This is a genomic window from Lachnospiraceae bacterium JLR.KK002, assembly GCA_036941025.1.
Classification (GTDB): domain Bacteria; phylum Bacillota; class Clostridia; order Lachnospirales; family Lachnospiraceae; genus Petralouisia.
Genome location: JAYMNP010000001.1, coordinates 3,322,046 through 3,347,992, shown reverse-complemented (window position 1 = coordinate 3,347,992; position 25,947 = coordinate 3,322,046). Strand labels below are relative to the sequence as shown.

At 46.0% G+C, this 25,947-nt stretch carries 27 protein-coding genes and 1 pseudogene; 26 read left to right on the top strand and 2 right to left on the bottom strand.

What is annotated here, in order from left to right; genetic code table 11:
- The first annotated feature begins 32 nt into the window (after positions 1-32).
- Both VSQ32_16330 and VSQ32_16325 read left to right on the top strand, forming a co-directional pair.
- Positions 33-1,025 (top strand): SCP2 sterol-binding domain-containing protein, encoded by a 993-nt coding sequence (locus tag VSQ32_16330; protein ID MEH2944377.1) that lies wholly within the window; start codon positions 33-35, stop codon positions 1,023-1,025.
- Positions 1,026-1,039: 14 nt separating this feature from the next.
- Positions 1,040-1,462, top strand: coding sequence for an HIT family protein (locus VSQ32_16325; protein ID MEH2944376.1), 423 nt, complete (start codon positions 1,040-1,042; stop codon positions 1,460-1,462).
- 190 nt (positions 1,463-1,652) lie between these two features.
- Here VSQ32_16325 and VSQ32_16320 read toward each other — a convergent pair whose 3' ends face one another.
- Complete coding sequence (locus VSQ32_16320) at positions 1,653-2,717, bottom strand: undecaprenyldiphospho-muramoylpentapeptide beta-N-acetylglucosaminyltransferase (GenBank protein ID MEH2944375.1); 1,065 nt, start codon at positions 2,715-2,717, stop codon at positions 1,653-1,655.
- A 178-nt stretch (positions 2,718-2,895) separates the two neighbouring features.
- Between VSQ32_16320 and VSQ32_16315 the strand changes: the two genes are divergently transcribed.
- Together VSQ32_16315 and VSQ32_16310 are read left to right on the top strand one after the other, a co-directional pair.
- Positions 2,896-3,237: a hypothetical protein gene (locus VSQ32_16315; protein MEH2944374.1), complete on the top strand. Its 342-nt coding sequence runs from the start codon at positions 2,896-2,898 to the stop codon at positions 3,235-3,237.
- 145 nt (positions 3,238-3,382) lie between these two features.
- Positions 3,383-4,732, top strand: a complete 1,350-nt coding sequence (locus VSQ32_16310; GenBank protein MEH2944373.1) for a glucose-6-phosphate isomerase — start codon at positions 3,383-3,385, stop codon at positions 4,730-4,732.
- A 616-nt stretch (positions 4,733-5,348) separates the two neighbouring features.
- Here the strand turns inward: VSQ32_16310 and VSQ32_16305 are convergent.
- Complete coding sequence (locus VSQ32_16305) at positions 5,349-7,091, bottom strand: methyl-accepting chemotaxis protein (GenBank protein MEH2944372.1); 1,743 nt, start codon at positions 7,089-7,091, stop codon at positions 5,349-5,351.
- 302 nt (positions 7,092-7,393) lie between these two features.
- On the opposite strand from VSQ32_16305, the gene VSQ32_16300 reads away from it, so the two are divergent.
- From VSQ32_16300 to VSQ32_16195, 22 genes and pseudogenes are all read left to right on the top strand, one after another.
- Complete coding sequence (locus VSQ32_16300) at positions 7,394-8,878, top strand: cell wall hydrolase (GenBank protein ID MEH2944371.1); 1,485 nt, start codon at positions 7,394-7,396, stop codon at positions 8,876-8,878.
- Positions 8,879-9,290: 412 nt separating this feature from the next.
- A complete protein-coding gene (locus VSQ32_16295; protein MEH2944370.1) occupies positions 9,291-9,728 on the top strand; it encodes an NfeD family protein in 438 nt (145 codons plus the stop codon).
- Between the two features lie 22 nt (positions 9,729-9,750).
- Positions 9,751-10,677 carry an SPFH domain-containing protein gene (locus VSQ32_16290; protein ID MEH2944369.1) on the top strand — a complete coding sequence of 309 codons (927 nt, stop codon included), beginning with the start codon at positions 9,751-9,753 and terminating at the stop codon, positions 10,675-10,677.
- A gap of 105 nt (positions 10,678-10,782) precedes the next feature.
- A complete protein-coding gene (argF, locus tag VSQ32_16285) occupies positions 10,783-11,769 on the top strand; it encodes an ornithine carbamoyltransferase (protein MEH2944368.1) in 987 nt (328 codons plus the stop codon).
- A gap of 7 nt (positions 11,770-11,776) precedes the next feature.
- Positions 11,777-12,784 (top strand): biotin--[acetyl-CoA-carboxylase] ligase, encoded by a 1,008-nt coding sequence (locus tag VSQ32_16280; protein MEH2944367.1) that lies wholly within the window; start codon positions 11,777-11,779, stop codon positions 12,782-12,784.
- 57 nt (positions 12,785-12,841) lie between these two features.
- Positions 12,842-13,207: a DUF6145 family protein gene (locus VSQ32_16275; GenBank protein MEH2944366.1), complete on the top strand. Its 366-nt coding sequence runs from the start codon at positions 12,842-12,844 to the stop codon at positions 13,205-13,207.
- 2 nt (positions 13,208-13,209) lie between these two features.
- Positions 13,210-13,986, top strand: coding sequence for a type III pantothenate kinase (locus VSQ32_16270; GenBank protein ID MEH2944365.1), 777 nt, complete (start codon positions 13,210-13,212; stop codon positions 13,984-13,986).
- A 5-nt stretch (positions 13,987-13,991) separates the two neighbouring features.
- Entirely contained in the window at positions 13,992-14,987 is a 996-nt protein-coding gene (gene dusB, locus VSQ32_16265) for a tRNA dihydrouridine synthase DusB (GenBank protein MEH2944364.1), read from the top strand.
- A 223-nt stretch (positions 14,988-15,210) separates the two neighbouring features.
- A complete protein-coding gene (locus VSQ32_16260; protein MEH2944363.1) occupies positions 15,211-15,669 on the top strand; it encodes a hypothetical protein in 459 nt (152 codons plus the stop codon).
- Between the two features lie 64 nt (positions 15,670-15,733).
- Positions 15,734-16,213, top strand: a complete 480-nt coding sequence (gene greA / locus VSQ32_16255; protein ID MEH2944362.1) for a transcription elongation factor GreA — start codon at positions 15,734-15,736, stop codon at positions 16,211-16,213.
- A 30-nt stretch (positions 16,214-16,243) separates the two neighbouring features.
- A complete protein-coding gene (lysS, locus tag VSQ32_16250) occupies positions 16,244-17,743 on the top strand; it encodes a lysine--tRNA ligase (GenBank protein MEH2944361.1) in 1,500 nt (499 codons plus the stop codon).
- Between the two features lie 214 nt (positions 17,744-17,957).
- A complete protein-coding gene (locus tag VSQ32_16245) occupies positions 17,958-18,419 on the top strand; it encodes a DUF6075 family protein (GenBank protein MEH2944360.1) in 462 nt (153 codons plus the stop codon).
- Positions 18,419-18,598: a hypothetical protein gene (locus tag VSQ32_16240; protein MEH2944359.1), complete on the top strand. Its 180-nt coding sequence runs from the start codon at positions 18,419-18,421 to the stop codon at positions 18,596-18,598. The genes VSQ32_16245 and VSQ32_16240 overlap by 1 nt, the downstream gene beginning before the upstream one ends.
- 19 nt (positions 18,599-18,617) lie before the next feature.
- Positions 18,618-19,403 (top strand): AAA family ATPase, encoded by a 786-nt coding sequence (locus VSQ32_16235; GenBank protein ID MEH2944358.1) that lies wholly within the window; start codon positions 18,618-18,620, stop codon positions 19,401-19,403.
- Positions 19,393-20,283 carry a ParB/RepB/Spo0J family partition protein gene (locus tag VSQ32_16230; GenBank protein ID MEH2944357.1) on the top strand — a complete coding sequence of 297 codons (891 nt, stop codon included), beginning with the start codon at positions 19,393-19,395 and terminating at the stop codon, positions 20,281-20,283. Before VSQ32_16235 ends, VSQ32_16230 begins: the two co-directional genes overlap by 11 nt.
- A 17-nt stretch (positions 20,284-20,300) precedes the next feature.
- On the top strand, positions 20,301-21,416 hold the full coding sequence (locus VSQ32_16225; protein MEH2944356.1) for a DUF6017 domain-containing protein: 1,116 nt from the start codon (positions 20,301-20,303) through the stop codon (positions 21,414-21,416).
- Positions 21,417-22,079 (top strand): hypothetical protein, encoded by a 663-nt coding sequence (locus tag VSQ32_16220; protein ID MEH2944355.1) that lies wholly within the window; start codon positions 21,417-21,419, stop codon positions 22,077-22,079.
- Between the two features lie 42 nt (positions 22,080-22,121).
- A complete protein-coding gene (locus tag VSQ32_16215; GenBank protein MEH2944354.1) occupies positions 22,122-22,481 on the top strand; it encodes a hypothetical protein in 360 nt (119 codons plus the stop codon).
- A gap of 214 nt (positions 22,482-22,695) precedes the next feature.
- The gene (locus VSQ32_16210) at positions 22,696-23,637 is read left to right on the top strand and encodes a hypothetical protein (GenBank protein MEH2944353.1); all 942 of its coding nucleotides are present in this window, start codon (positions 22,696-22,698) and stop codon (positions 23,635-23,637) included.
- A gap of 156 nt (positions 23,638-23,793) precedes the next feature.
- A complete protein-coding gene (locus tag VSQ32_16205; GenBank protein MEH2944352.1) occupies positions 23,794-24,219 on the top strand; it encodes a hypothetical protein in 426 nt (141 codons plus the stop codon).
- 124 nt (positions 24,220-24,343) lie between these two features.
- The gene (locus tag VSQ32_16200) at positions 24,344-24,820 is read left to right on the top strand and encodes a PcfB family protein (GenBank protein ID MEH2944351.1); all 477 of its coding nucleotides are present in this window, start codon (positions 24,344-24,346) and stop codon (positions 24,818-24,820) included.
- Positions 24,817-25,566, top strand: a pseudogene (locus tag VSQ32_16195) (type IV secretory system conjugative DNA transfer family protein). The gene VSQ32_16200 and the pseudogene VSQ32_16195 overlap by 4 nt, the downstream one beginning before the upstream one ends.
- Positions 25,567-25,947 lie beyond the last annotated feature (381 nt).

Genomic DNA, 25,947 nt, shown 5'->3' with positions numbered 1-25,947 from the left:
CTAAGGATATTGAAAAATTTGGAGGCTCTGGTATGAAAGTAAATATTTATTATGGCGGACGGGGATTACTGGATGATCCCACCTTATATGTAATTAATAAAATGCAGGAAGTTCTGGTTGAACTCCGGGTGACAGTAGAGCGTTACAATATATATGAACATAAAAACAGTATTTCCACTCTGCCCCAGACCATTAAGGACGCAGATGGAATCGTTCTGGCCACAACGGTGGAATGGCTGGGAATCGGCGGTTATATGCAGCAGTTCCTGGACGCCTGCTGGCTCTATGGAGATAAGGAGAAATTTGCCACTACCTACATGCAGCCCATCGTAATGTCCACCACATATGGAGAACGGGAAGGTGAGATTGCTCTGGCAAGTGCCTGGGAAATTCTGGGCGGCCTGCCCTGCAGCGGCCTGTGCGGCTATGTGGAAGATCTGATTTCCTTTGAAATGAACCGGGATTATACGGTGCTGATTGAGAAAAAAGCAGAAAATCTGTACCGTACCATTTCTCAGAAATTAAAAAGTCTGCCGAACAGCAATCAGGCGGTAAAACAGTCTGTTCTGCGGCCTCAGCAGCTGGAACTGACGCCTCAGGAAAGTGAGCAGCTCTCAAAATTTGTATCTGACGATGTTTATGTGAAGAAACAGAAAGAAGATATTGAAGAACTGAGCAGTATGTTCCGGGATTTGCTGGGACAGAGTGAGGAAAATGCAGAAATGGCATATATTACGGAGCTGGAGTCTCACTTTGTTCCACAGGATGATTTTTCCGCCACCTATCTTTTTATGATTGACGGGAAGAAAAAGCCCCTGACCGTGGAAGTCCATAATGAAGAACTGCGGGTACATTACGGACAGGGAGAAAAAGTAGATGTTTATACCAAGCTGACGCCTGCCGTGATGGATAATATTATTCAGGGCAGGATGAGTTTTCAGAGAGCTTTTATGACAGGGGAAATGACCGCAAAAGGAAACTTTAAAACATTAAAAATGCTGGATCAGATATTTAATTTCAGTTAGACAGGAGGTTAAGAATGAAAGAAGACTGTATTTTCTGTAAAATCGCTGCCGGGGAGATTCCCTCGAAAACCATATATGAGGATTCCGAATTCCGGGTAATTCTGGATATCAGTCCGGCGGTAAAAGGACATGCACTGATTATTCCGAAGGAGCATTATGGCAATCTTTTTGAACTGCCGGAGGAACTGGCAGTAAAAGTTATGATTCTTGCAAAAAAACTGGCTGCTCATATGACAGAAGTGCTGGAATGCGACGGATTCAACCTTGTGCAGAACAATGGAGAGGCAGCGGGCCAGACCGTATTTCATTTCCACATGCATCTGATTCCCAGATACGAGAATGACGGGAACCAGGACAGGCTGTGCTGGAATCATCAGGAAGTATCGCCGGAAGAAATGGAAGAAATCTGCCGGAAACTTCAGCAGCCGGCAGAATAAATAAGAACAAAGTGTACACCCTGATTTTTATTCTGCCGAAAAATACTTTCACGCATTAGCGTAACAAGTTCTTTTCGGTAGAATAAAAGGGTGTTCTGTTCCCCTGTCTGAGTTCAGGGACGCAGTTCTCCGGTTGCCTGTCTGCGGAAACTGTTTTGCTGTCCGGTATCCTGGTTTGGATACCGTCATGTTATCCGGCAGCCTGCTCTAAAAGCTGCACCACAGTTTCCACAGAATTGAGCTGTTCGCTTCCGGCCATGGCTTCTGCATACTGGCTGCGGTTTTTAAACAGATTCCGGATGGCTTCCAGCAGAACTTCCTGGCTGAGCTGTTCTTCTTCAATTACTACGCTGAAGCCCTGACGTTCAAAAGAACGGGCGTTCAAAATCTGATCTCCCCGGCTGGCGCTGGCAGAGAGAGGAATTAAAATATTGGGTTTCCGCAGAGCCAGCAGTTCGCAGATGGCGTTGGCGCCGGCTCTGGAGACTACGATGTCTGCCAGTGCAAACATATCGCTCAATTCTTTATTTGCATATTCAAACTGCACATACCCTTCCGTATTGTCAAGTGTCTCGTCCAGATTTCCTTTTCCGCATAAATGCAGTACCTGGTAATCTTTCAGCAGTTCCGGAAGGAGGCCCCGGATGGTTTCGTTGATTAACTGAGAACCGCTGCTTCCGCCGATAATCATAATTACCGGTTTTCCTGCTTTAAAATGGCAGTATGTAAGACCGTTTAAAGGATTGCCGGACAGCAGTTCCTGGCGTATGGGGGAGCCTGTCAGAACAGCTTTGTCCGGGGGAAGATATTTTAAGGTTTCCGGAAAATTGCAGCAGACTTTTGTAGCGTTTGGAATGGCCAGTTTATTGGCCAGACCGGGGGTAATGTCTGATTCGTGTATGACAGCCGGGATTCTGCGGTGTTTTGCGGCCATAATTACAGGAACAGAGACGAACCCTCCTTTGGAAAACACCACATCCGGCTTCAGTTTTTTAAGCAGGGAACGGGCCTGTCCGTAGCCTTTGATGACCCTGAAAGGGTCGGAAAAATTCTTCCAGTCGAAATACCTGCGCAGTTTGCCGGAAGAAATACCATAGTAAGGGATATCATACTGCTCTATCAGTTTCTTTTCAATTCCGTCACGGGAGCCAATGTAACGGATATCGTAACCAAGTTCTTTTAATCTGGGAAGCAGGGCGATATTGGGCGTTACATGCCCGGCGGTGCCTCCGCCTGTCAAAACAATTCTTTTCATAGTAACCTCCTGACCGTTTTCTGATTTGCCTCACTCTTATCTTATACTGTTCTGGCGAAAAGTCAAGAGAAGCAAATTGTCGGAAATGGTTGAAACATGCGGCGAAAAAAGCCTTTTGAATACTTCACAGACCGGGCAGGAATATTTATAATAAGATGTGAAAAGGAGGGACATGCTTATGGAAGAACTGATGAATTTCTGGCAGAATTATAATGGAATTCTGAAACAGGCGGCAATTATCTTTGCAGGGGTACTGCTTTTACTGCTTCTTGCAGGGATTTTACGACAGATAAAAAAGCTGAATAAAAGCCTTGGAAATATTACGGAAAAGATAAAGGCTTATTTTGATGTGATACTGAGAGAAGAAGAGGAATACGAGGAAGATGTGAAACCTGAGGCAGAACCGGTACAGGTACATACCGGAGAGCAGGAGAAGCTGAAAATGTCTGCAGAGCAGGAGAAGAAGAGACTGGAGGATGAGAAACTATTTAATGCGGTGCTGCAGGAATACTTTTCCTGAAAGGGCTTTTCTGTTTGACGAAGCAGAGCATATTTGTTACAATACAATGGTAGATGTTGGCAGATATTATGGCCTTCGGGCAGTATAAAATGGCAACACGACGAATGGATTCTTTTCGAAATGGGTGAAAAACAAAGGAGTGGAAATCATGGAAAAAGTATCATTTGATTATGGGAAAGCTGCAGGATTTATCAGTCAGGAAGAAGTCAGTTATATGACAAAACTGGTAGAAGATGCCAGAGAACTTCTGGTTTCCAAAAACGGAGCAGGAAATGATTTTCTGGGATGGCTGGATTTGCCGGTAGAATATGACAGGGAAGAATATGACAGGATTAAAAAAGCGGCTGCAAGAATTCAGAGTGATTCAGAGGTGCTTGTTGTGATTGGAATCGGCGGTTCCTATCTGGGCGCGAGAGCTGCCATTGAATTCCTGAGGCACGGATTCTATAATAATGTCTCAAAGGAAATCCGTAAAACACCGGAAATCTATTATGCAGGAAACAGTATCAGCAGCACATATCTTGCCGGACTGATTGAAGTAATCGGTGACCGTGATTTCTCAGTTAATATTATTTCAAAGTCAGGAACCACCACAGAGCCGGCCATCGCGTTCCGGGTATTTAAGGAAATGCTGGAAAAGAAATATGGCAAAGAGGGAGCGGCAAAACGTATCTATGCGACCACAGATAAAGCAAGAGGAGCATTAAAGGGTCTTGCAACGGAAGAAGGATATGAGAGTTTTGTGGTACCGGATGATGTAGGCGGACGTTTTTCCGTACTGACCGCAGTAGGTCTTCTTCCCATTGCAGTCAGCGGCGCTGATATAGATAAACTGATGGAAGGCGCGGCAAAAGGACGCGAGATGGCTTTAAATCAGCCCTTTGCGGAAAATGACGCCATGCAGTATGCAGCAGTGCGCAATATCCTGCTGAGAAAAGGCAAGGCAGTAGAAGTACTTGCCAATTATGAACCGGCCCTTCACTATGTTTCAGAATGGTGGAAACAGCTTTACGGCGAAAGTGAAGGAAAAGATCAGAAAGGTATTTTCCCCGCTTCCGTGGATCTGACCACAGACCTCCATTCTATGGGACAGTTTATTCAGGACGGTGCCAGAATTATGTTTGAAACTGTAATGAATGTGGAAAAGGCGCGCAGTACGGTGAAAATCAATGAGGAACCGGTGGATTTGGATGGTTTGAACTATCTTGCAGGCAAGGATATGGATTTTGTCAACAAGAGTGCCATGAACGGAACTATTCTGGCGCATACGGATGGAAACGTGCCTAATCTGGTTATCAATATTCCGGAGCAGAACGAGTTTTATCTGGGCGAACTGTTTTATTTCTATGAGTTTGCCTGTGGTCTGAGCGGATATCTGCTGGGAGTGAATCCTTTCAATCAGCCTGGCGTGGAAAGCTATAAACGCAATATGTTTGCGTTACTGGGCAAGCCGGGATATGAGGCAGAACGGGAAGAATTATTGAAGAGACTGTAAAAAGCACAGGAAGAATATACACTGGCACATGACAGGAAATCCGATTCGGATGATTGTGTCCGGTGTGTTGAGAGGCTGTTGCAAAATAGCTGCTATATACAGGGTATGGTATTCGGCCCACATGGGTTACATCCATATATCGTATATAAGCTGTATTTTGCAACAGCCTTTTTTCTCTTAACAGGAAAGACCTTGTCATGCTAAAGCGAGAAAGTGTCTTCCTATAAGAGAAAACCATTATGCGCGCTCGTGTAAATGGAAGATGTCACTACATGACCGTCCTGAGGTATCTCCCAGGCAAGTCTGGTACCCCTTAGGACAAATCCGCACTCGGCGCAGCAAACCGTCCAGGTCTTTTCTTTCAGGCTGAGGGGGAGGACGATATGTTCAGCATACTGTGTATGCTCTGACATACCGTAAATGAAGCAGACCTGTCCGCTTTGTTTTCTTATAGGAAATACCGTGTTACAGTTAAGTGTTAAAGAGTATAGATTTCCTATAAGATGAAGCCCTCCGGGCGGGATGCGCAGCTCGCGGAGATGAAATTTATTGCCAGGCAATCCGCTCGCGCGCGAAGAATGCGTAAGAGAATTCTTTTTTATCTTACAGGAACGGCTTATCTGTTCTGTTCCAGATGAAAAGTATCTACATTCGTTTCCAGAGAAGAAGCAATCTCCTGCAGAGAGGAAGCATATCTGGAAATTTCCTGCATAACATTTGCAACTTCCAGAACTGCTGCTGAAGTTTCCTGCGTATTTGCGGCGTTTTGTTCCGCAATTGAGGTCAGATTCTGCACCACATCTACAATATTTACACGGGCAGAATTTAACTGAGCGGTTCGGTTGGCAATAGTATCGACATTTGCCGTCGAAGAAGCGATACCGCTCTGAACCTGCGTAAAGGCGGAACCGGTCTGGGATACATTTTCATTTTGTTTTATCATGATTTCTCTGACAGATTCCATAGTTTCCACAGCCTTTTGAGAATCTTCCAGCAGGTCATGTATAATGGCGTCAATCTGGCTGGCAGATTCATTGGACTGTTCGGCAAGTTTCTGAATCTGAGAGGCAACCACAGCAAATCCCCGTCCTGCTTCTCCGGCTCTGGCAGCTTCAATGGAAGCGTTCAGAGACAGCAGGCTGGTTTCGTCAGCAATAGCGGATATCATGCTGGCAGCTTCCTTAATTTTAAGAGCAGATTCGTTGGTGGTGTGAGTCTGTTCATATATAATATTGATAGAATTAATAGCCCGCCGATTCACAGAATCCAGTTCATGGAGAGTGGCGTCTGCCATATCACTGGAAACCCGGATGGACTGGGCGATACTGCGCAGAGAGGAAACCTCTGAGGAAGTATTTTGCACCATATTACCGATAATCAGAATATCATCAGAGGCTTTCTGAGTTTCTTCAGCCTGGCTGGCTGCACCCACAGCAATTTCCGAAACAGCCCGTCCCACATTCCGGACAGTTCCTGCAGTTTCCGAAGCGCTGCTGTTTAAAGATTCCGAGGTACGGTACAGCAGGGCGCTCTGGTCTTTGATATCAGAAATTACGTCTGTCAGGGCGGAACGGAGAGACAGCAAAGCAGTTCCCATGGCTCCTGTTTCATCTTTGCGTCTGCAAATCTGTTCCAGCCGCTTATCTTCCGTTAAATCCATATCGGCAAATTTTTTAATAATATCAGAGATAATCACAATGGGCCTGGTCATTCTGGCAATTGCAAAATAGCCGGAAATACTCAGCAAAATGGCAAGGATACCGCTGTAAACCAGAGCACGTCTGCTCACATCCGTGACAGGCTTCAGAACATCATCTTCATTTGCTGTAAGGAGCAGAATGGCCTTTCCTTTGTTTACTGTATAATAGGAAGCATACGTTCCTTCTCCATTGTAAGTATAGTGGAGAATATCGGGCTCCGGAAAGGTGCCTTCTGCAACCTGTTCCAGCAGGCCGGAGATTACCGGGATATCGGCAGGCTGGCCGGCGCTGTCCTGATTCGGATGAAAAAGAATGTTTCCTTCCGGGCCCAGTACATAAAAATAACTGGATTCCACGTTCTGTAATCCTACATTATCCAGCAGGGCTTCCAGGCGGTCTGCGTGCAGATACATAATGGAAATATTGGTATTCTGGTCCAGAACCCGTCCATAGGAAGCGGTAAGGTCCAGCATATAGCTTTGTGTGGTGGATGTAATATTTCTCTTAACATTTGGAATAATAATCCAGGTACTGAGGAGCACCGTTGCAATAAGCGAGAACAGAAGAACGCTGACAACCCTTGTTTTAATGGAGGAAAGTCTGATGGTATTGGATGATGCAGTTCTTTTCTCCTTCACTGGAACATTTTTTTCTTTCACCGAAATATCCTCCTTTTTGTAAAGATGACACAATTATAGCAGTATGCATGAAACATTGCAATAAAAACAGCGGTTCGTGGTAAAAGTGCACAAAATTATACAAAATATCCATAAAATATTACAAAAATAAAGGGGAAAAATCTGTGATTCGGGGAACTGTAAGAAATTGACAGCTTGACAATTTACAACTTCTTTGCTATAGTGTAACAAGTTCGTAACATTTGTAACAAAATTGAATAAAATAACATACATTTTTTTAAAATTTTTCAATGTTATTTTAGCAGAAATTCAGGAGGTCAACTATGAAATTCAAGAGGGTTATGGAAAGCGGAATCGTTACAGCTTTTGCACTGGTGATGACAGTTTCTTCCGTGTATGGCACAAACGTAACAGTTCAGGCACCAGACAGCCAGGAAGTAGAATTATCAGCAGAACCGGCAGGAGTAGGCAATGGGTCAGAGAAAGCCACCAGAGAAAAAGTGGTAAAACAGGTGGTAGCAGCAGCCATGGCAGAAAATGAGCCTGAACAGACAGCAGAAAATACAGAGGAAATTTCCAGTCAGGAGAAAGCAGCCGGCCCGGAAGAAACCGCAGAAGAACCGGAACAGGCAGCAGCTCCTGCAGAAACCGCAGAGGAGCCGGAACAGGCAGCAGCTCCTGCGGAAGTTAATACAGAAGAAACTGCCACACCGGAAGAAACTGAGGAAGCGAAAGGGGCAGAAGAGACACAGGAATCTGTGGAAGAGCCGCAGGAATCCCCGGAAGAGCCGCAGGAATCCCCGGAAGAGACACAGGAATCTGTGGAAGAAACACAAAAGCTGCAGGAATCTGCAGAGGAAACAGAAGCCCCTGTTGTAGACAGTCTGGTGGCAATGGGAAGCGAGGAGGTTTCCCCCTGGGCTTCTAAATTATTACCGAATGTAGAAGATTATCTGAATATTCGTACGGAGCCTTCCGACGAAGCGGAACTTGCAGGAAAACTGCACAAAGGGGCGTCCGCAGACATTCTCGAAAAAGGAGATGAATGGACGAAAATCAGTTCCGGAAGCGTGGAAGGATATGTGAAAAATGAATTCTGCGTGGTGGGGCTGGAAGCAGAGCGCCTTGCAAATGAAGTGGGAACCGTATATGCTACCGCCACTACCGGAGGCGTAAGAGTCAGAGAAGAAGCCTCTGCTTCCGAAGAAACAGAAATTCTGGACGTACTGGAAGAAGGCGGCAAAGTTAAAGTAGATACTGACATGGAAGCCGCTGAAGGCTGGGTGGCAGTAAAAATGGAAGAAGGCACCGGATATATCAGTGCAGAATACGTAGATGTTGAGTTAAAACTTGGAAAAGCAATTTCCATTGAAGAAGAACGCGCAGCCATTGCGGCAGCAGAAGCGGAAAAAGCCAGAAAGGCAGCACAGCAGGCCGGCGGCAGTGTTTCGCAGCGGGGAGCGGTATCAGCTTCTTATGATGATGTTACATTGCTGGGAGCACTGATTCAGTGTGAGGCAGGCAGCGAACCTTACGAAGGCAAACTTGCGGTAGGCGCAGTTGTTATGAACCGTCTCCGGGCAGGCTATGCAGGAAGTATTTCCGGCGTTATTTACCAGAGCGGACAGTTTACTCCGGCTTCCAGCGGAAGTCTGGCCAGCGTACTGGCCAGCGGCGTGTCCGGAAGCTGCCTGCAGGCGGCACAGGAAGCCATCGGCGGGGCAAGCAATGTAGGCGGAGCCACCAGTTTCCGAAGCGTATCTTCCGGAATGTCAGGAATTGTAATTGGAAATCATGTATTTTTCTAAATTTCATATGCGAGCTTTATAATCATACAGGACGGTGCAGGATATGTTGTTCCATAGAGGACGAAATATCCTGCACTGTTTGTTCTCCTAGCAGGAAAGACCTTGTCACGCTAAAGCGTAAAAGTGTCTTCCTGTAAGAAAAAACAATTATGCGCACTCGCACAAGAGGAAATATGTCGCTAAAGCGACTGTGCTCGGCGCAGCAAAGCAGCCAGGTCTTTTCTTTCAGGCTGAGAGGGGAGGACGATATGTTCAGCATACTGTGTATGCTCTGACATACCGTAAATGAAGCGGACCTGTCCGCTTTGTTCTGTTACCAAAGAATCGCCAAAACAGGGATTAAATGTTGTATTATGCGTAAAAATATAGTAAGATAGCTAACAGGAGCCATACCCCTGAAAGGAGGGAATTTATGGAAGGTATTTTCTGGTTAATTGTAGTGGTAGTCATGGCTGTCATTGAGATTATCACCCTGGGCCTGACCACCATCTGGTTTGCAGGCGGGGCGCTGGTGGCATTTCTGGCCAGTCTGCTGGGAGCCGGATTACTGGTGCAGACCATATTGTTTATTGTGGTATCGGTGGTGCTGCTGGCGGTCACAAGACCTCTGGCCGTAGAATTTTTTAATAAGGGCCGCATTAAGACTAATGCGGAAAGCCTGATTGGGGAGACAGCCGTGGTGCAGCAGGAAATTGACAACCTGAGGGCAAAGGGCATGGTCAGCGTCAACGGACAGGAATGGTCTGCAAGGTCAGTGGATGATGAAATTATTCCCGATGAAACTCTGGTGGAAATCATGGAAATCAGCGGTGTGAAACTGCTGGTCAGGAAAAAGGAAAATGAAGAATAAAAAATGAACGGAGGATTTCTATATGGCAGGATATATTGTTTTGGTATTGTTTATAATTCTGGCTCTGATTCTGGTGGTATCATGTATTAAAATTGTACCCCAGGCACACGCTCTTGTCATTGAGCGTCTGGGCGGATATCAGGGAACCTGGGGCGTGGGCCTGCATTTTAAAGTGCCCTTTATCGACCGTGTGGCGAAACGGGTACTGTTGAAAGAACAGGTGGTGGATTTTGCACCCCAGCCGGTAATCACCAAGGATAACGTAACCATGCGGATTGATACGGTGGTATATTTCCAGATTACAGACCCCAAGCTGTTTGCCTATGGGGTGGAGAATCCCATTATGGCCATTGAAAATCTGACGGCCACTACGCTTCGTAATATTATCGGAGATCTGGAGCTGGACGAAACACTGACTTCCAGAGAACTGATTAATACGAAAATGAGGGCTTCCCTTGACGTGGCCACAGACCCCTGGGGAATTAAGGTGAACCGTGTAGAGCTTAAGAATATTATTCCGCCCCAGCAGATTCAGGACGCCATGGAGAAGCAGGCCAAGGCAGAGCGTGAACGCCGGGCGGCCGTTACGCAGGCGGAAGGTGAGAAAACAGCAACCGTGCTGGTAGCGGAAGGTAAGAAGGAATCCGCAATTCTGGATGCGGAAGCAGAAAAACAGGCGGCAATTCTCCGGGCAGAAGCCAAGAAAGAAGCTACCATGCGGGAAGCAGAAGGTCAGGCGGAAGCAATCCTGAGAATTCAGAAGGCCAATGCAGACGGACTTCGTTTCCTGAAAGAAGCGGCTCCGGACAGTTCCGTGCTTCAGTTAAAGAGCCTGGAAGCATTTGCAAAAGCAGCGGACGGAAAAGCTACGAAAATTATTATTCCTTCCGAGATTCAGGGGCTGGCAGGTCTGGCCAAATCAGTGGTGGAAATCGGAAAAGAAAATTAAATATAATAATTGGAGCATGTTTGAAAATACCTGACCCGGAGTCCTGAGGGCGAAGGGAACTTATGTATTTTCCACATGCTCCAGATTGATATAAGGAGTGGAAACATGGATTTAAAAGGAAGAAATTTTTTAAAGTTAAAAGATTTTACCCCGGAGGAAATTACATATCTCATTGATTTGGCGGGAACGTTAAAGGAGAAGAAAAAGCAGGGTGTCGCCCATGATGAATTAAAGGGAAAAAACATTGCTCTGATATTTGAAAAGACAAGCACCAGGACACGCTGTTCCTTTGAGGTGGCAGCCCATGACCTGGGTATGCGTGTGACGTATCTGGATCCTTCAGGTTCCCAGATTGGTAAAAAAGAAAGCATTAAAGACACCGCCAGGGTACTGGGCAGGATGTACGACGGAATAGAATACCGCGGTTTCGGACAGGAAATTGTGGAAGAACTGGCCAGATACGCAGGAGTTCCGGTATGGAACGGACTGACCAATGAATTTCATCCCACACAGATGATAGCGGACATGCTTACAGTGCAGGAAAAATTCGGGCGGCTGAAAGGAATCAGATTTGTATATATGGGAGACGCCCGCTACAATATGGGCAATTCCCTGATGGTAACCTGTGCAAAGCTGGGTATGGATTTTGTGGCATGTACCAGCAGGAATTATTTTCCGGAGCAGGAGCTGGTGGACTATTGCCGGGAAACCGCAGCGGCCACAGGGGGTTCTGTGACTCTGACAGAGGATGTCATGGAAGGGACAAAAGATGCGGACGTGATTTACACCGATGTGTGGGTGTCCATGGGAGAACCGGAAGAAGTATGGGAAAACAGGATTAAAGAGCTGCTGCCTTATCAGGTGAATCAGAAAGTTATGGAAAATGCCGGAAAGAACGCTGTGTTCATGCATTGTCTGCCAGCCTTCCACGATCTGGAAACTGCCATTGGAAAACAGATTCATGAGAAATTCGGGCTGACTGAAATGGAAGTGACAGACCAGGTATTTGAGGGAGAGCAGTCGGTGGTCTTTGACGAGGCGGAAAACCGAATGCACAGTATTAAGGCCATTATGTATGCAACTCTGAAATGAGGCATGTATGAGAACGAAGATTTTACAGATGCTGCGCCAGGCAGACGCCGGCCAGTTTATTTCCGGCCAGGAACTGTGCGAAACATTCGGAGTGTCCAGAACGGCGGTCTGGAAAGTAATCAAACAACTGGAAGAAGCCGGATATGAAATTGAAGCGGTTCGTAACCGGGGATATCGGCTGGTATCTGCGCCCGATATTTTATCGAAAAATGAACTGGAAAGCCGGCTGCAGACCAGGTGGCTGGGACGTCCCATCCGGTATTTTGAACAACTGGATTCCACCAATACGGAAGCAAAGCGGATAGCGGAAAATATGAAAGGCCGGGAAGGCCACGGTACGGTAGTGGTGACTGATATGCAGACCTCCGGCCGGGGAAGGCGGGGAAGAAACTGGAATTCTCCTCATGGCCAGGGGATTTTTTTTACCGTACTGTTGAAGCCGGAAATTGAACCGGCCAATGCCCCCATGCTGACTCTCGTTATGGCCCTTGCCGCAGTGAAAGGAATCAATGAAGTAACAGGACTGGCAGCAGGGATTAAATGGCCCAATGACATTGTGCTGAACGGGAAAAAGATTGTGGGTATTCTGACGGAAATGAGCGCTCAGGTAGATTATGTGAATCATATTGTGGTGGGCACAGGTATCAATGTCCATCAGAGCGAATTTCCGGAAGAAATTGCAGAGACGGCCACGTCCCTGGATCTGGAGCTGAAACGGGAAGGAAGGATGCTGGAAATTTCCAGAGCATGTTTGCTGGGGAAGGTGCTGAGCCAGTTTGAGCGTTATTATGAAATTTATCTTAAGACCCAGGATTTGTCCGCACTGGTGGAAGAATATAATTCCCTGCTGGTGAACAGCGGGCGCCAGGTACGGGTTCTGGACCCGCTGGGAGAATTTGAAGGAAAGGCCCTGGGCATTGACGCCGGCGGCCGGCTTATGGTAGAGCGGGAACAGGAGCTGGTAAAAATTTCTTCGGGAGAAGTGTCTGTCCGGGGTATTTACGGTTATGTATGAGAGTTTTGCCTGAAAATCAGAAATCCCCGGCAGTCGGAGGGATGATGGGAGGTTATGATGAGACGACGTGCAGACAGATTGGGAGAAATCATACTCTGCGGTTCCAGCGCTTATACGAAGAAATACTATCTGAATCCGGATTTTGAGGATTTACCGGAGAGCATTAAAGATGATTTGAAAATCATGTGCGTACTGTATACGGAAGATATCGGAGGAGTGCTGACCCTGCTGTTTGATTCGGAAGGGAGACTGCAGTTTCAGACAGGAGCTGACGAGGGGGATTTACTTTATGATGATATTGGAAGCGTGCTGAAAGTAAAGCAGTTTCAGCGGACCAGACAGGAGCTGCTGGAATCTCTGGAGCTGTATTATAAAGTTTTTTTCCTGGGAGAGGAGATTTCCCCGGAAGATGTGGAGGAATAGAAATGTTATTAGTTGTGGATGTGGGGAATACCAATATTACCTTCGGAATTTTTAACGGGGAACAACTGGAGGCCACGTTCCGAATGACCACCAAGCTCCAGCGGACCTCTGATGAATACGGAATCTGCGTGCGGGATCTGGTGGCCCACAACCGGATTCAGCCGGAGGAAATCAAAGACGTGATTATTGCGTCCGTCGTGCCCAACGTTATGCATTCCCTGTTAAGTTCTTTTATCAAATATTTTGATATTCATCCGGTGATTGTGGAACCAGGGATTAAAACAGGAATTCGCATTGCCACGGAGAATCCCAGACAGATTGGAGCGGACCGGATTGTGGACGCGGCAGCCGCCTATGAGTTGTATGGCGGCCCGGTATTTGTCATTGATTTCGGAACAGGAACCACCTATGACCTGGTGGACGGGACAGGAGCCTTTGTGTCCGGAGTTACCGCACCGGGAATCCGTACCTCTGCCAAGGCGCTGTGGGAGGAAGCGGCGAAGCTGCCGGAAATCGAAATCCGCAAGCCCCCCAGTATTCTGGCCCGCGAGACCATCAGCAGTATGCAGGCAGGACTGATTTACGGGCAGATTGGACAGACGGAATATATCATAAAACAGACAAAAAAAGAGACGGGATATCACGATTTAAAGGTAGTAGCCACCGGAGGCCTTGGGAAAATCATAGCAAAAGAAACGGACGCCATTGATATTTATGACCCGAACCTGACATTGCAGGGGCTGCGCCTGATTTACAATAAGCAGAATCGCGGAAAATAAAGCAGATGGAAAAACTGAAAATAGGAAATGTAGAACTGGAAAATAATCTGATTCTGGCACCGATGGCAGGAGTATGCGACCTGCCATTTCGCCTGCTGTGCAAAGAACAGGGGGCGGGGCTTCTCTGTATGGAGATGGTCAGTGCCAAAGGAATTTATTACAATAATAAAAACACGGAGCTTCTGCTGGCCACAGAGGAACAGGAGCGTCCCGTATCTCTGCAGCTATTCGGTGCAGACGCCGGAATTATGAGCGAGATGGCCAGAAAGATTGAGGAGAGGCCCTTTGATATTCTGGATATTAACATGGGCTGTCCGGTACCGAAGGTTGTCAATAACGGGGAAGGCTCCGCGCTGATGAAACAGCCCGGACTGGTATTTGAAATTGTTTCAAAAGTTGTGAAGGCCATTCAAAAGCCTGTAACGGTGAAAATCCGCAAAGGATTTGACGAGGAGCATGTGAATGCGGTGGAAATAGCCAGAATTGCCCAGGAGGCGGGAGCCGCCGCTGTGGCTGTCCACGGAAGAACCAGAGAGCAGTATTATTCCGGTCAGGCAGACTGGGATATTATCCGTCAGGTAAAAGAAGCTGTTTCCATTCCGGTTATTGGAAACGGAGATTTGCTTACCGGCCGGGATGTGCTGCAGATGAAAGAGCAGACCGGCTGCGACGGGTTTATGATAGGCCGGGGCGCCCAGGGAAATCCCTGGATTTTCCGGCAGATACTGCATTTTATGGAAACAGGAGAGGAACTGCAGCGGCCTGATGTGACAGAGGCAGCCAGGATGATTCTGCGCCATGCCAGAAGCCAGATTGAACTGAAAGGTGAGGTAATGGGAATCCGGGAAATGCGCAAACATGCCGCCTGGTATACGGGAGGCTATCGGAATTCGGCAAAACTTCGCGGAAAAATCAACGAAGTGGAGACGTATGAGCAGCTGGAAGAACTGTTTCAGGCATATATTTTTTCTGACAGGGAAGAGCAGGAAAAGGAATCCTGAGCAATTAAAATCATTTCAGGTATATGCGGGACCGGACAGTCATATATTAAAGAAACTGTAAGAGATTCCGGGAGGGACAGCCATAAAAAAAGACATACGGGAAAGGAAATCTCTGAGAAGCCGAATCAGGGATTTCTTTGGGAAATGCATAAGAAATCAGAAGGAAGAAACAGAGCCGGAGGAATTACTGCCGGAAGGAAATCCTTTTCTGCCGGGACTGCGTATGATTCTGGAACAGGTGCTGGAAATGTATGGTCTGGATTACCGGATATTTTCTCCGCTGCTTCTGGATACGGACACGCCTCCGGAGTCCATGCTGGATGAGGATGATGTGGAACAGGTGCTGGAACAGATTTCCCAGGGACTGAATTTTCTGAAAATTGCCACGGACCGGCCTGCATATTTTCAGGCATATATTGAAAGAATGTATGAGGATACGGGACTGGTGGTTCAGCTTGAGGACAGGCAGGAAATTTCCATGACAGGGGTAAATGTGATTCTGGATATGGAGAAAAAAGGTTGCTGCCATCATCGCTATATGCAGGAAAATATCCTTTATATTCCCGTGTATAAAAGGCCCTGGAGCAGGGTCAAAATCATGGAGAATCTTGACATTTCCATACCTGTCGGGTATAATACGGTAATTGTTAAAGATAAGTATTCCGGCAGACAGTACAGATAAGAGGACAGAAAAATCAGAAACATGTTTGTATGAAGATAAATAAACTTTAGGAAGGTGTTGTGTTATGGAAAAGAAAAATTTACTGACTTACGAAGGGCTGCAGAAGCTGGAAACAGAGCTGCACGAACTGAAAGTGGTAAAACGAAAGGAAGTTGCCCAGAAAATCAAAGAGGCAAGAGAGCAGGGAGATCTTTCTGAAAATGCGGAATATGACGCTGCAAAGGATGAACAGCGCGATATAGAGGCCAGAATCGAGGAAATCGAAAAGATTTTAAAGAACGCGGAAGTCGTGGTTGAAGATGAAGTGGATCTGGACAAGATTAATGTGGGCTGCTGCGTGAAGATTTTCGACTGTGAATATGAGGAAGAACTGGAATATAAAATCGTAGGCTCCACGGAAGCCAACAGCCTGCAGGGCAAGATTTCCAATGAATCTCCGGTAGGTAAAGCCTTAATCGGGGCTAAGGTGGGCGATACGGTCAGCATAGAAACCCAGGCAGGCGTCCTGGAGTATAAGGTACTGGAAATCCAGCGCTCCAATTAGAAGCAAAGTACCGGAATGGAGGAAGAGAAAATGGCGCAGCACAATCAGCCGGCGGAACAGGATTTGAATCAGCTGTTAAAGGTCCGCCACGATAAATTAAAGGATTTGCAGGATAATGGAAAAGATCCCTTTCAGATAACAAAATATGACGTTACCAGCCACAGCATGGAAATCAAAGATAATTTTGATTCCATGGAAGGGCAGACCGTAAGCGTAGCGGGCAGAATGATGTTCAAACGTGTTATGGGAAAGGCTTCTTTCTGCAATGTGCAGGATTTGCAGGGAAATATTCAGGCCTATGTTGCCAGAGACAGCATCGGTGAGGACAGCTATAAAGATTTCAAAAAATATGACGTGGGGGATATTCTGGGCATTAAGGGCGAGGTGTTTAAAACCAAAACCGGAGAAATTTCTGTTCATGCCCAGGAAGTGACCCTTCTTTCCAAAAGCCTTCAGATTCTGCCGGAGAAATTCCACGGCCTGACTGATACGGATATTCGCTACCGTCAGCGGTATGTGGATTTGATTATGAACAGTGAGGTAAAGGATACCTTTGTAAAACGTTCCAAAGTCCTGAGCAGTATCCGGAAATACCTGGACAGCCAGGGCTTTATGGAGGTGGAGACCCCCATGCTGGTAAGCAATGCGGGCGGCGCTGCCGCAAGGCCTTTCGAGACTCACTTTAATGCTTTAAACGAGGATTTGAAGCTGCGCATTTCTCTGGAACTTTATTTGAAGAGGCTGATTGTAGGCGGTATGGAGCGCGTATATGAGATTGGACGTGTGTTCCGCAACGAAGGTCTGGATACCCGCCATAACCCGGAATTTACCTTAATGGAGCTGTATCAGGCATACACCGACTATCATGGCATGATGGATTTAACAGAAAACCTTTACCGCTATGTGGCAAAAGAGGTGACAGGCTCAGAAATTCTCACATACGGTGAACATGAGATGGATTTGTCAAAGCCTTTTGAGCGTATTACCATGGTGGATGCGGTGAAGAAATATGCCAATGTGGATTTTAATGAAATTCATACCACAGAAGAAGCCAGAAAGCTGGCAGATGAACATCACGTTGAATATGAGGACAGACATAAAAAGGGCGATATTCTGAATCTGTTTTTCGAGGAATACGCGGAGCCTCATCTGATTCAGCCCACTTTTGTGATGGATCATCCCATTGAGATTTCTCCGCTGACCAAGAAGAAACCGGAGAATCCGGAGTATGTGGAGCGCTTCGAGTTCTACATGAACGGATGGGAAATGGCCAATGCCTATTCCGAGCTGAACGACCCCGTTGACCAGCAGGAGCGTTTTGAAGCCCAGGAGGCTTTGCTGGCTGCCGGAGACGCGGAAGCCAACCATACCGATGAGGATTTCCTGAATGCGCTGAATATCGGAATGCCGCCTACAGGCGGAATTGGTTTCGGGATTGACCGGATGGTGATGATGATGACCAATTCGCCGGCGATTCGGGATGTGCTGCTGTTCCCCACAATGAAAACGCTTGGCGGAAAAGACCAGTAAAATCAAGGGTTTGCGGTACTTGGACTTGTAAACTACAACAAATTTACAACAATTTTACAACGCATAATGAAGAATAATAAGCGTTAATGAATAGTTGTACTCATAAATCCAATTCAATATTTTGTACGATAAGGACATTTTTCTAAAAGAAAATTTTAGGGAAGTGTCCTTTTGTTATGGTCAAAAAACAAAATAGGAAATGGAGGAAATGAACATGAGTAGTACAGCGTTAGGAGCAGAGAAAGCGATTATTTTTATCAGCGATGCACATGAAAAATTCTACTACGAAAAATTGAAAGAGGTCAGGTATCAGGACGTATACCACAAAGCGCTTGTATATTGTCTTGGTATCAGTGATGACACAAGAAGGAACATTTACAGTATCTATGATTTTAAGACAGGCTGTGTAAAAACGGAGTGCCTGCATGAAGGCTGGCAGACCAGCGGGAGCGTGAAAGTAGTCAGGATGGCGTATAACCTTTACTGCAACGGTACGCCGAGTGTCCTTGATTATGATGATGCGGAGGAACAGGTGGACGAGTGCAGACGGTACACAGTGGAAGAACTGTTCTGCTGTGCCTATGCGCCCTATTTTTGGCAGGCGATACAGATACGCTATCCGGAATACGCAACGTATAACCATGATCTGTACGCCATGTTCGGAGGACGGGATTGATGTTAAAAGTCAGGCTTATGGGAACGAAGAACGATATTAAGTGGTTCGGGAAGATTTTACAGAGGAACCCGAAAATCGAAGTGACGGAGTTTTCCGATATGTTCCCAAACAAAGGGACAAAGAAATATTACAGGACTTATGTGGAAGTCAGGAAAAGCAACGTAAAAGAAAACCAGTAGAAAGCAAAGGAGAATTATCATGTGTAAAATAATCGCAATCGCAAACCAGAAAGGCGGAGTCGGCAAGACCACCACCACAAGCAACTTAGGCATCGGGCTGGCAAAACAGGGTAAGAAGGTGCTTCTGATTGATGCGGACGCACAGGGCAGTCTGACCGCAAGTTTAGGCTTTACAGAGCCGGACAGTCTGGAAGTCACGCTTGCAACCATTATGGGGAACTTAATCAATGACGAGGAAGTAGAGCCGGGAGAAGGCATTCTCCACCATGAGGAAGGGATAGACTTAATGCCGGGGAACATCGAGCTTTCCGGTCTGGAAGTTTCCCTTGTGAATGTGATGAGCCGGGAAACAGTACTCCGGTCATACATAGAGATTGTGAAGGAGAGCTACGATTATATCTTGATTGACTGTATGCCTTCCCTCGGCATGATTACCATAAATGCCTTTGCCAGCGCCGACAGCATCTTGATACCCGTACAGGCGGCATATCTGCCCGTCAAAGGCTTGCAGCAGCTTATTAAGACGGTCGGTAAGGTAAAGCGGCAGATTAACCCGAAACTGGAGATTGAGGGGATTCTGCTTACAATGGTGGACAGCCGGACGAATTACGCAAAGGACATCAGCTCCATGCTGAAGGAAGCCTATGGAAGCCGGGTGAGGATATTTGCCAATGTTATTCCCATTTCTGTCCGGGCGGCGGAAATTTCAGCGGAGGGCATCAGCATTTATAAGCATGATCCAAAGGGAAAAGTGGCGTCAGCCTATGATTCTCTGACAAAGGAGGTGCTTGCGGATGGGCAGTAACGCAAAATCGGGGAGCGCAGCAAAGATTACGCTGGAAAAATTTGATGATTTATTCGGCGGGAGTGCCGCACAGGGAAACGGGGCGGAGCAGATTGTCAATGCGCCGCTGGCAGAACTTTATACATTCAAAGACCACCCGTTCCGGGTGGAAGATGATGAGAAGATGGAGGAAACAACCGAGAGTATCCGACAGTACGGGGTGCTTGTGCCGGGGATTGCAAGACCGAGGGCGGGCGGCGGCTATGAAATCATAGCCGGACACCGCCGCAAACGTGGCTCGGAACTTGCCGGAAAGACGGAAATGCCTGTGATTGTCCGCAATTACACCGATGATGAAGCTACAATTATCATGGTGGATTCCAATATCCAGCGGGAGGACATCTTGCCAAGCGAAAAGGCGAGAGCCTATAAGATGAAATATGAAGCCATGAAGCATCAGGGGAAGAAGTCAGGGAAGAACACCCTTGATGAAGTGGGGGAAGCCGCCGGGGAGAACGCAAAAAAGGTTCAGCGGTATATCTGGCTCTCCCGCCTGTCTGATGAACTCCTTGTCATGGTAGATAATAAAAAGCTCGGATTCTCACAGGGCGTGGATATTTCCTTTCTGGTGGAGGAAGCGCAGCAGTGGGTACAGGAGGTTATAGAGGAAAAAGGCTGTAACGTCAGCATGGTGCAGTCGGCAAAAATCAAGGAATACGGCAAGACAGGGGAACTTACCCTTGCAATGGTGCGCCTGATACTGACGGAGGAAAAGCCGAAGGAACGGAAAGTGACACTGAAAGCGGATAAAATCAGCGAATATTTTGCGGAGGACTGCAGCAGTGAGGAAATAGAGGGCATCATCATTCAGCTATTGGATGAATGGAAGAAAAGACAATAGGAAGGAGGTCGGGCAGAATGGATAGCGGTTTGAAATTCGATTACTATTACGGTGCGGAAGCGGAACAGTTTTCCTTTTACAGAGTGCCGAGGCTGCTGATAAAAGACAGGCGTTTCAAAGGCTTATCCAGTGATGCGAAACTCCTTTACGGTCTGATGCTTGACAGGATGGCATTATCCATGAAAAACGGCTGGTTTGATGATGAGAACAGGGCGTATATCCATTATACGGTTGAGAACATCATGGAAGATTTGGGGTGCGCCAGAGCCACCTGTGCAAAGGTGCTTGCGGAGCTTGACAGCAAAAAAGGGATTGGTCTGATTGAGAAGAAAAGGCAGGGATTGGGAAAGCCGGACATCATATATGTCAAGAACTTCGTCCTTTCAGAGCCGCCCGCAGGTGGGGAAGGCACAGCGGCAGAACCCGCAGGCACTGATGTTTCCACAGAAGTTCAAAAACTGAACTTCAAGAAGTACAAGAATCAGGATTCCAGAAGTTCAGAAATTGAACTTCTGGAAGTTCAAAAAACAGACTTCAAGAGTTTCAAAAAGCAGACTTCTGGAAGTTCAGAAAACGAACCTCTGGAAGTTCAAAAATCGAACCCTAATTATAACAATACTAATTATACTGATCTGAGTTATACCAATCCTATCAATCAATCGGATAGGGAAACAGAAAAACAGGAACCGGGCAAGCCGGATAATGGTATGATTGATGTGATGGATAATGCCACTGCCTACATGGAAATTATTCGTGACAATATTGAATACGAGCATCACATGAAATATGGGGACTGGCAGGATAAGGGGCTGTATGAGGAACTGTATGAGGTTATCTGCGAGATTGTGTGCGTGAAGCGTAAGACGGTAAAGGTCAACGGGGAAGATTACCCTTATGAGCTTGTAAAATCAAAGTTCCTGAAGCTGAACAGCTCCCATTTGGAGTATGTTATCGGGTGCATGAGGGAAACCACAACCAAGATAGCCAACATCAGGGCGTACATGGTGACTGCCCTCTACAATGCGCCTAACACCATGAACCACTATTACCAGCAGTTGGTGCAGCATGATATGTATGGCGGCGGTTGGGAAGAAAAAGGGATGTTCCAGCCCAAAGTGGAAGGAGATGGATAAATGGAATCCATGAGGGATATTGACCGGGTAATGGAACGGGAGATTGCAAAGGGGAGCTGCCCGTTAAGGTTTGTGAGGATAGAATTTGGCAGTTCCCCTTATCAGGAGATTGCGTCAAGGGAAAAGCTGCTGGAGGTGCTGTCCTATCTGCTGCGGATTGGCGATTATGGCAGGTTTGCCGGGAAAGGGACAGGGAATAATGTTTACATGGACTTAAAAGGCAGGAAACCAGCTTTTAAGCGTACCCGATCCTTTATTGACCGGAATACCCTCTTTTCCACAATCCGCAGGTACGGAAAGAAAATAAAGCCGGATTTTGATGGGCATACTTATCTGGAAACAGTGCAGTGCTTCTTTGGACTGCCGGAAGGGGAACAGGATAAATACAGGGTAACATATGACGGGCAGGAAACATTTGCTTTCCCTATGTCGGATAAATATATACTCGGACTTTACACGCACTGTATCTCCGCAAGGCGGGCGGCATCGGCGGATGTGGGTATTCCCGGCACAGGCTTTTCAGAAAAAGAACAGGGGATTGCAAGCCTTGAGGGTGTGCGTGACGTGCTGTTCCAGTGCCTTTTGTTTGACACGATAAAATGCGGGGAGGGCGTATTATATGCTGACCTCTGCACGATTTACTGTTTAAAAGAGAATAAATAACTTTTGGACTTTTTGTCCAGAAGTGGATCAGGAGGATGCGCTATGGCAGAAATATATATTACGGAAGAACAGCGGGCAAAATGCCGGAAAGTGGCGGATGCGTTTGCGGAACTGTATGAGCTGACCGATGTGATGGTGGCGGATGCCGGGAGATTTGGCTTTGTCCGTCTGCAATGGTTCAGTGAGGGCGAGGGCTTTGATTCGGCAATGGCATTTTCGGATTGTCTGGAGCTGTTTGAGGAACTCTGGCGGATATGGTATGAACATGAAGTCTTAACGCCTGTTCTGGGTACGCCGCTTGCGGAGCTTGACTATGACGAGATATTCCAGACGCTTTCCAAAGACAGACAGGAGGAAATATTGGAGAAAAAGAGATATTTCATTGCATTATGCGACATTTAGGAGTGGAAAGCAGATGCTTTTTGTGATTTTAGAGAGAACTCTCTTTTTTCACGAATTATTCTTATCTGACAGGTCTTATGAAAGTATATTCCATTTATCGAGTTGATACTGTATAATAAAGCCAGTATATATAGTTGAAGTTAATTTAGAGGACTTTACAGTTATTATATGTAGGACAAATGGGAAATGAATAGATTATTGTCAGGAGGAACTTATGAAGTGGATGATTAACATGAAAGTGAAGGATTATGTTCGTAATTGGAGCGATCAAGAAATACAAACAGAATACAAAGGAATTAGTGCAAATATAAAAATAAAAAATACTGATTGTGTATTATTTCTTGAAGGCGATGAGAATGTCAAAGAGGTATTTCGACTTATTTGGGAATTACTATTTCTTTATGATGGATATTTTTATGAGCCAGTATTATACGAAATTGATGGACAGAAAAAAGATTGTAAAGAGCTTATTATGTTACCGTTCTATAAGACAGATAAAAAGTGGTATGATTCAGAACTGCTAGGAAGATCACAAAGGGATTTATCATCAGAAGTATTAAAGAAATATGATAAATTTCGAAATGCTGGTATTTCGGACAAAAAAATGACTAAATCCGTCGTGAATGCATTCTATTATTTAAGTTCAGAAAATTATGGCAAAATAAACTCAAATCATAGGTTATCTCTATTATTAAATATTGCAGATGGTTTTATAATAAACACATTTAAAGAAACAAATAATGTAAAAAGTAGTTATGATAGACTTTTTAAGAAAACTGTAGATAATCAAAAATTACAGGAAGGAATATCTTTGCTTGGGTTAGACGGAGAAAAATACAAAGTGTTATTAGCTGAAGAAAGGCACGCTTTTGACCATTATAAGTATTTAGAAAATAGTTTAGCTTCCTTGATTTATAACTCGGAAGAAGATATTGCAAATTATATAACATGGTATTTTATTTATGTCCTTGAACTTGTAATTAGAATAAACTTTTTAAAAGAGTCTGGAGTTATATTGAGTCAGGAGGCTGTGGATTATGCATTAGAGTCAATAAATGATTGGATTATATTTGAGAACGATTTAACCGTAGATTGTACAACATATTATTATCGGGAAAAACAGATACTGAAACGAATGGGAATTACTATGAGATAAATATTTTGGTTATAGATACTAGCTATTTTGAAAATTAAAATGAATATTGTACACAGCGTGAGGGCAGTTATAGACCGTAAACAGCGGTTTATAGCTGCCCTTTTTGTGTTTAAATAACTTTTGGACTTTTTGTCCAGAAGCAGAATGGAGGATGCAATGAAAAAAAGAGAGTTCCAGAAAAAAGCAACAGCGGAGCTATTGAAAAGGCTGGCGGCGGTCTGTGCGGCGTTGGGGGAGAATCCCAACATTACAGTATCGTCAAAGTTCCACAGCTCCTATTTTAAGCTGCGGAATGACTATAATCTGATGCAGATTTCTGTTAAGCAGACAGGGGAGCTTAGTTACCAGCTTACGGATATGCTTGGCAGCACTGGCGGGAAGCGGATTTACTATGAATATCGTGAGAATGATGATTTTACACACATCATAGAAAAGTTTTGCGGCGATTTCGCAAGGTTTTATAAGGATTTCCTGTTATCTGGCACACTGCATGACTTCTGTGACATAAAGCTGTCATACGGGGAGGACGCAGGCGCAGGACTGGAAGAATACGAATCCTGTATCCGTTCCGGGTGCTTATAGGATAAATACAGCTTTTGGACTTTTTGTCCAGAAGTGGGAAGGAGAGCTTATGAAATATTTAATCCACAGGCTGTACGTCCCACCCTGACGGGCGTACAGCAATAAAAAAAGAAGGAGGAAAACCATGCAGGAGGAAGTGACACAGAAAACCATTGCCCTTGTGTTCAAATCTTCCCGGCTGACTGCCGACGTGCTGAAAAAGGCTATGAAGATGTATCTGGAACACCGGAAACAGGGAAAGCAGATGCCGCATGGGAAAATATCAGTGAAAGAGCTGGTCGGTCAGGGTATGGGCGCTTCGAGCATTGAGGTGACGGATAATAACATCAAGTCCTTTGAGAGAGTGGCAAAGAAGTACAACGTGCAGTTTGCTGTGAAGAAGGATAAGACGGAAAAGCCGCCGAAGCACATCGTATTATTCAAGGGCAAGGATGCTGACGTGATAACGCAGGCATTTAAGGAGTTTGTAAAAGTTAATGAGAAAAAGCATAACCGCATCTCCGTAAAGGAGAAACTGGCAAAGTTCCGGGAGCAGTCAGGCAAGGACAAGAACCGGGAGAGGGCAAGGGAACACCAGAAGGACAGGGGGCAGTCATTATGAGTAAAATCGTAGAGGGCATCGCCAAAGACCTAAAGTCAGTCCCTGAAAAGCTGAAGGCAAAGACGGGGAATATTGACAAAAAGAAACTTCTCCTTATGAACCTTCCCTATGCGTTTGCCGGGTATTTCTGCGACAAAATTGCATGGCTGTGGCGGGTATCGCCGGGGCAGGACGCTTCCGCAAAGGCGATGGCGGTCATGGCGGGGATGGAGGACTTATTTTCCAACCCGTTACCAAGTTTCCACCCAAAGGATTTGCTGATAGGGATAGGGTGCGGCATTGCGCTCCGTCTTGTGGTGTATTTCAAAGCCAAGAACGCCAAGAAATTCCGGCATGGCATGGAGTACGGCTCTGCGAGGTGGGGAACAGCGAAAGATATTGAGCCTTATGTCGATCCGGTGTTTGAGAACAATGTATTACTCACAGAAACGGAAAGGCTGATGATGTCAGGCAGACCGAAACAGCCGAAGTATGCGAGGAATAAAAATATCCTTGTCATCGGCGGCTCCGGTTCGGGCAAGACGAGGTTTTTCGTAAAACCAAACCTTATGCAGATGCACAGTTCCTACGTTGTCACTGATCCGAAGGGGACAGTGTTAGTAGAGTGCGGAAAAATGCTCTTAAAGAATCATTACCGGGTAAAGGTGCTGAATACCATTAACTTCAAAAAATCCATGCACTACAACCGTGCGACTTGTTCGTCGCTGAAAAGGCGGCGCACAGCGCTGTTTTTAATCAGTTCTGTGAACTGATAATTCGAGAGGTGGAATGATAGGGTAACGCCTTGAAACGCCTCCCCTGATACTCCGGCATGCGTCATCACTCTGTGATGAGGTGTGAAGCCCGGTAAAGTCGGCAGAAAGGTGCCGTAACAGATAACGCTGACGAAACCTGTCCAGAGGTGGACAGCGCACCCCATATGCCGGGGGTCTATAAAATACCTAAGGTGAGAATGGCAGCAATGCCTGACGAAACTCCCGAATGTAAAGGTCTAAAAGTGCCACATACAGAAATGTATGTGTGGGTTCATGCCCAGACAGTGCGGTCTAGTAGGAATGGTTGTTACGAACCACCGTGATGTGTTACAGGCACATGCAAGCTGTCAGGCTTAGAGGGAACACCTAAGG

Coding starts and splice junctions, on each gene's coding strand:
- VSQ32_16330 (MEH2944377.1), top strand. CDS start 33: ATGAAAGTAAATATTTATTATGGCGGACGGGGATTACTGGATGATCCC.
- VSQ32_16325 (MEH2944376.1), top strand. CDS start 1,040: ATGAAAGAAGACTGTATTTTCTGTAAAATCGCTGCCGGGGAGATTCCC.
- VSQ32_16320 (MEH2944375.1), bottom strand. CDS start 2,717: ATGAAAAGAATTGTTTTGACAGGCGGAGGCACCGCCGGGCATGTAACG.
- VSQ32_16315 (MEH2944374.1), top strand. CDS start 2,896: ATGGAAGAACTGATGAATTTCTGGCAGAATTATAATGGAATTCTGAAA.
- VSQ32_16300 (MEH2944371.1), top strand. CDS start 7,394: ATGAAATTCAAGAGGGTTATGGAAAGCGGAATCGTTACAGCTTTTGCA.
- VSQ32_16295 (MEH2944370.1), top strand. CDS start 9,291: ATGGAAGGTATTTTCTGGTTAATTGTAGTGGTAGTCATGGCTGTCATT.
- VSQ32_16290 (MEH2944369.1), top strand. CDS start 9,751: ATGGCAGGATATATTGTTTTGGTATTGTTTATAATTCTGGCTCTGATT.
- argF (MEH2944368.1), top strand. CDS start 10,783: ATGGATTTAAAAGGAAGAAATTTTTTAAAGTTAAAAGATTTTACCCCG.
- VSQ32_16280 (MEH2944367.1), top strand. CDS start 11,777: ATGAGAACGAAGATTTTACAGATGCTGCGCCAGGCAGACGCCGGCCAG.
- VSQ32_16275 (MEH2944366.1), top strand. CDS start 12,842: ATGAGACGACGTGCAGACAGATTGGGAGAAATCATACTCTGCGGTTCC.
- VSQ32_16270 (MEH2944365.1), top strand. CDS start 13,210: ATGTTATTAGTTGTGGATGTGGGGAATACCAATATTACCTTCGGAATT.
- dusB (MEH2944364.1), top strand. CDS start 13,992: ATGGAAAAACTGAAAATAGGAAATGTAGAACTGGAAAATAATCTGATT.
- VSQ32_16260 (MEH2944363.1), top strand. CDS start 15,211: ATGATTCTGGAACAGGTGCTGGAAATGTATGGTCTGGATTACCGGATA.
- greA (MEH2944362.1), top strand. CDS start 15,734: ATGGAAAAGAAAAATTTACTGACTTACGAAGGGCTGCAGAAGCTGGAA.
- lysS (MEH2944361.1), top strand. CDS start 16,244: ATGGCGCAGCACAATCAGCCGGCGGAACAGGATTTGAATCAGCTGTTA.
- VSQ32_16245 (MEH2944360.1), top strand. CDS start 17,958: ATGAGTAGTACAGCGTTAGGAGCAGAGAAAGCGATTATTTTTATCAGC.
- VSQ32_16240 (MEH2944359.1), top strand. CDS start 18,419: ATGTTAAAAGTCAGGCTTATGGGAACGAAGAACGATATTAAGTGGTTC.
- VSQ32_16235 (MEH2944358.1), top strand. CDS start 18,618: ATGTGTAAAATAATCGCAATCGCAAACCAGAAAGGCGGAGTCGGCAAG.
- VSQ32_16230 (MEH2944357.1), top strand. CDS start 19,393: ATGGGCAGTAACGCAAAATCGGGGAGCGCAGCAAAGATTACGCTGGAA.
- VSQ32_16225 (MEH2944356.1), top strand. CDS start 20,301: ATGGATAGCGGTTTGAAATTCGATTACTATTACGGTGCGGAAGCGGAA.
- VSQ32_16220 (MEH2944355.1), top strand. CDS start 21,417: ATGGAATCCATGAGGGATATTGACCGGGTAATGGAACGGGAGATTGCA.
- VSQ32_16215 (MEH2944354.1), top strand. CDS start 22,122: ATGGCAGAAATATATATTACGGAAGAACAGCGGGCAAAATGCCGGAAA.
- VSQ32_16210 (MEH2944353.1), top strand. CDS start 22,696: ATGAAGTGGATGATTAACATGAAAGTGAAGGATTATGTTCGTAATTGG.
- VSQ32_16205 (MEH2944352.1), top strand. CDS start 23,794: ATGAAAAAAAGAGAGTTCCAGAAAAAAGCAACAGCGGAGCTATTGAAA.
- VSQ32_16200 (MEH2944351.1), top strand. CDS start 24,344: ATGCAGGAGGAAGTGACACAGAAAACCATTGCCCTTGTGTTCAAATCT.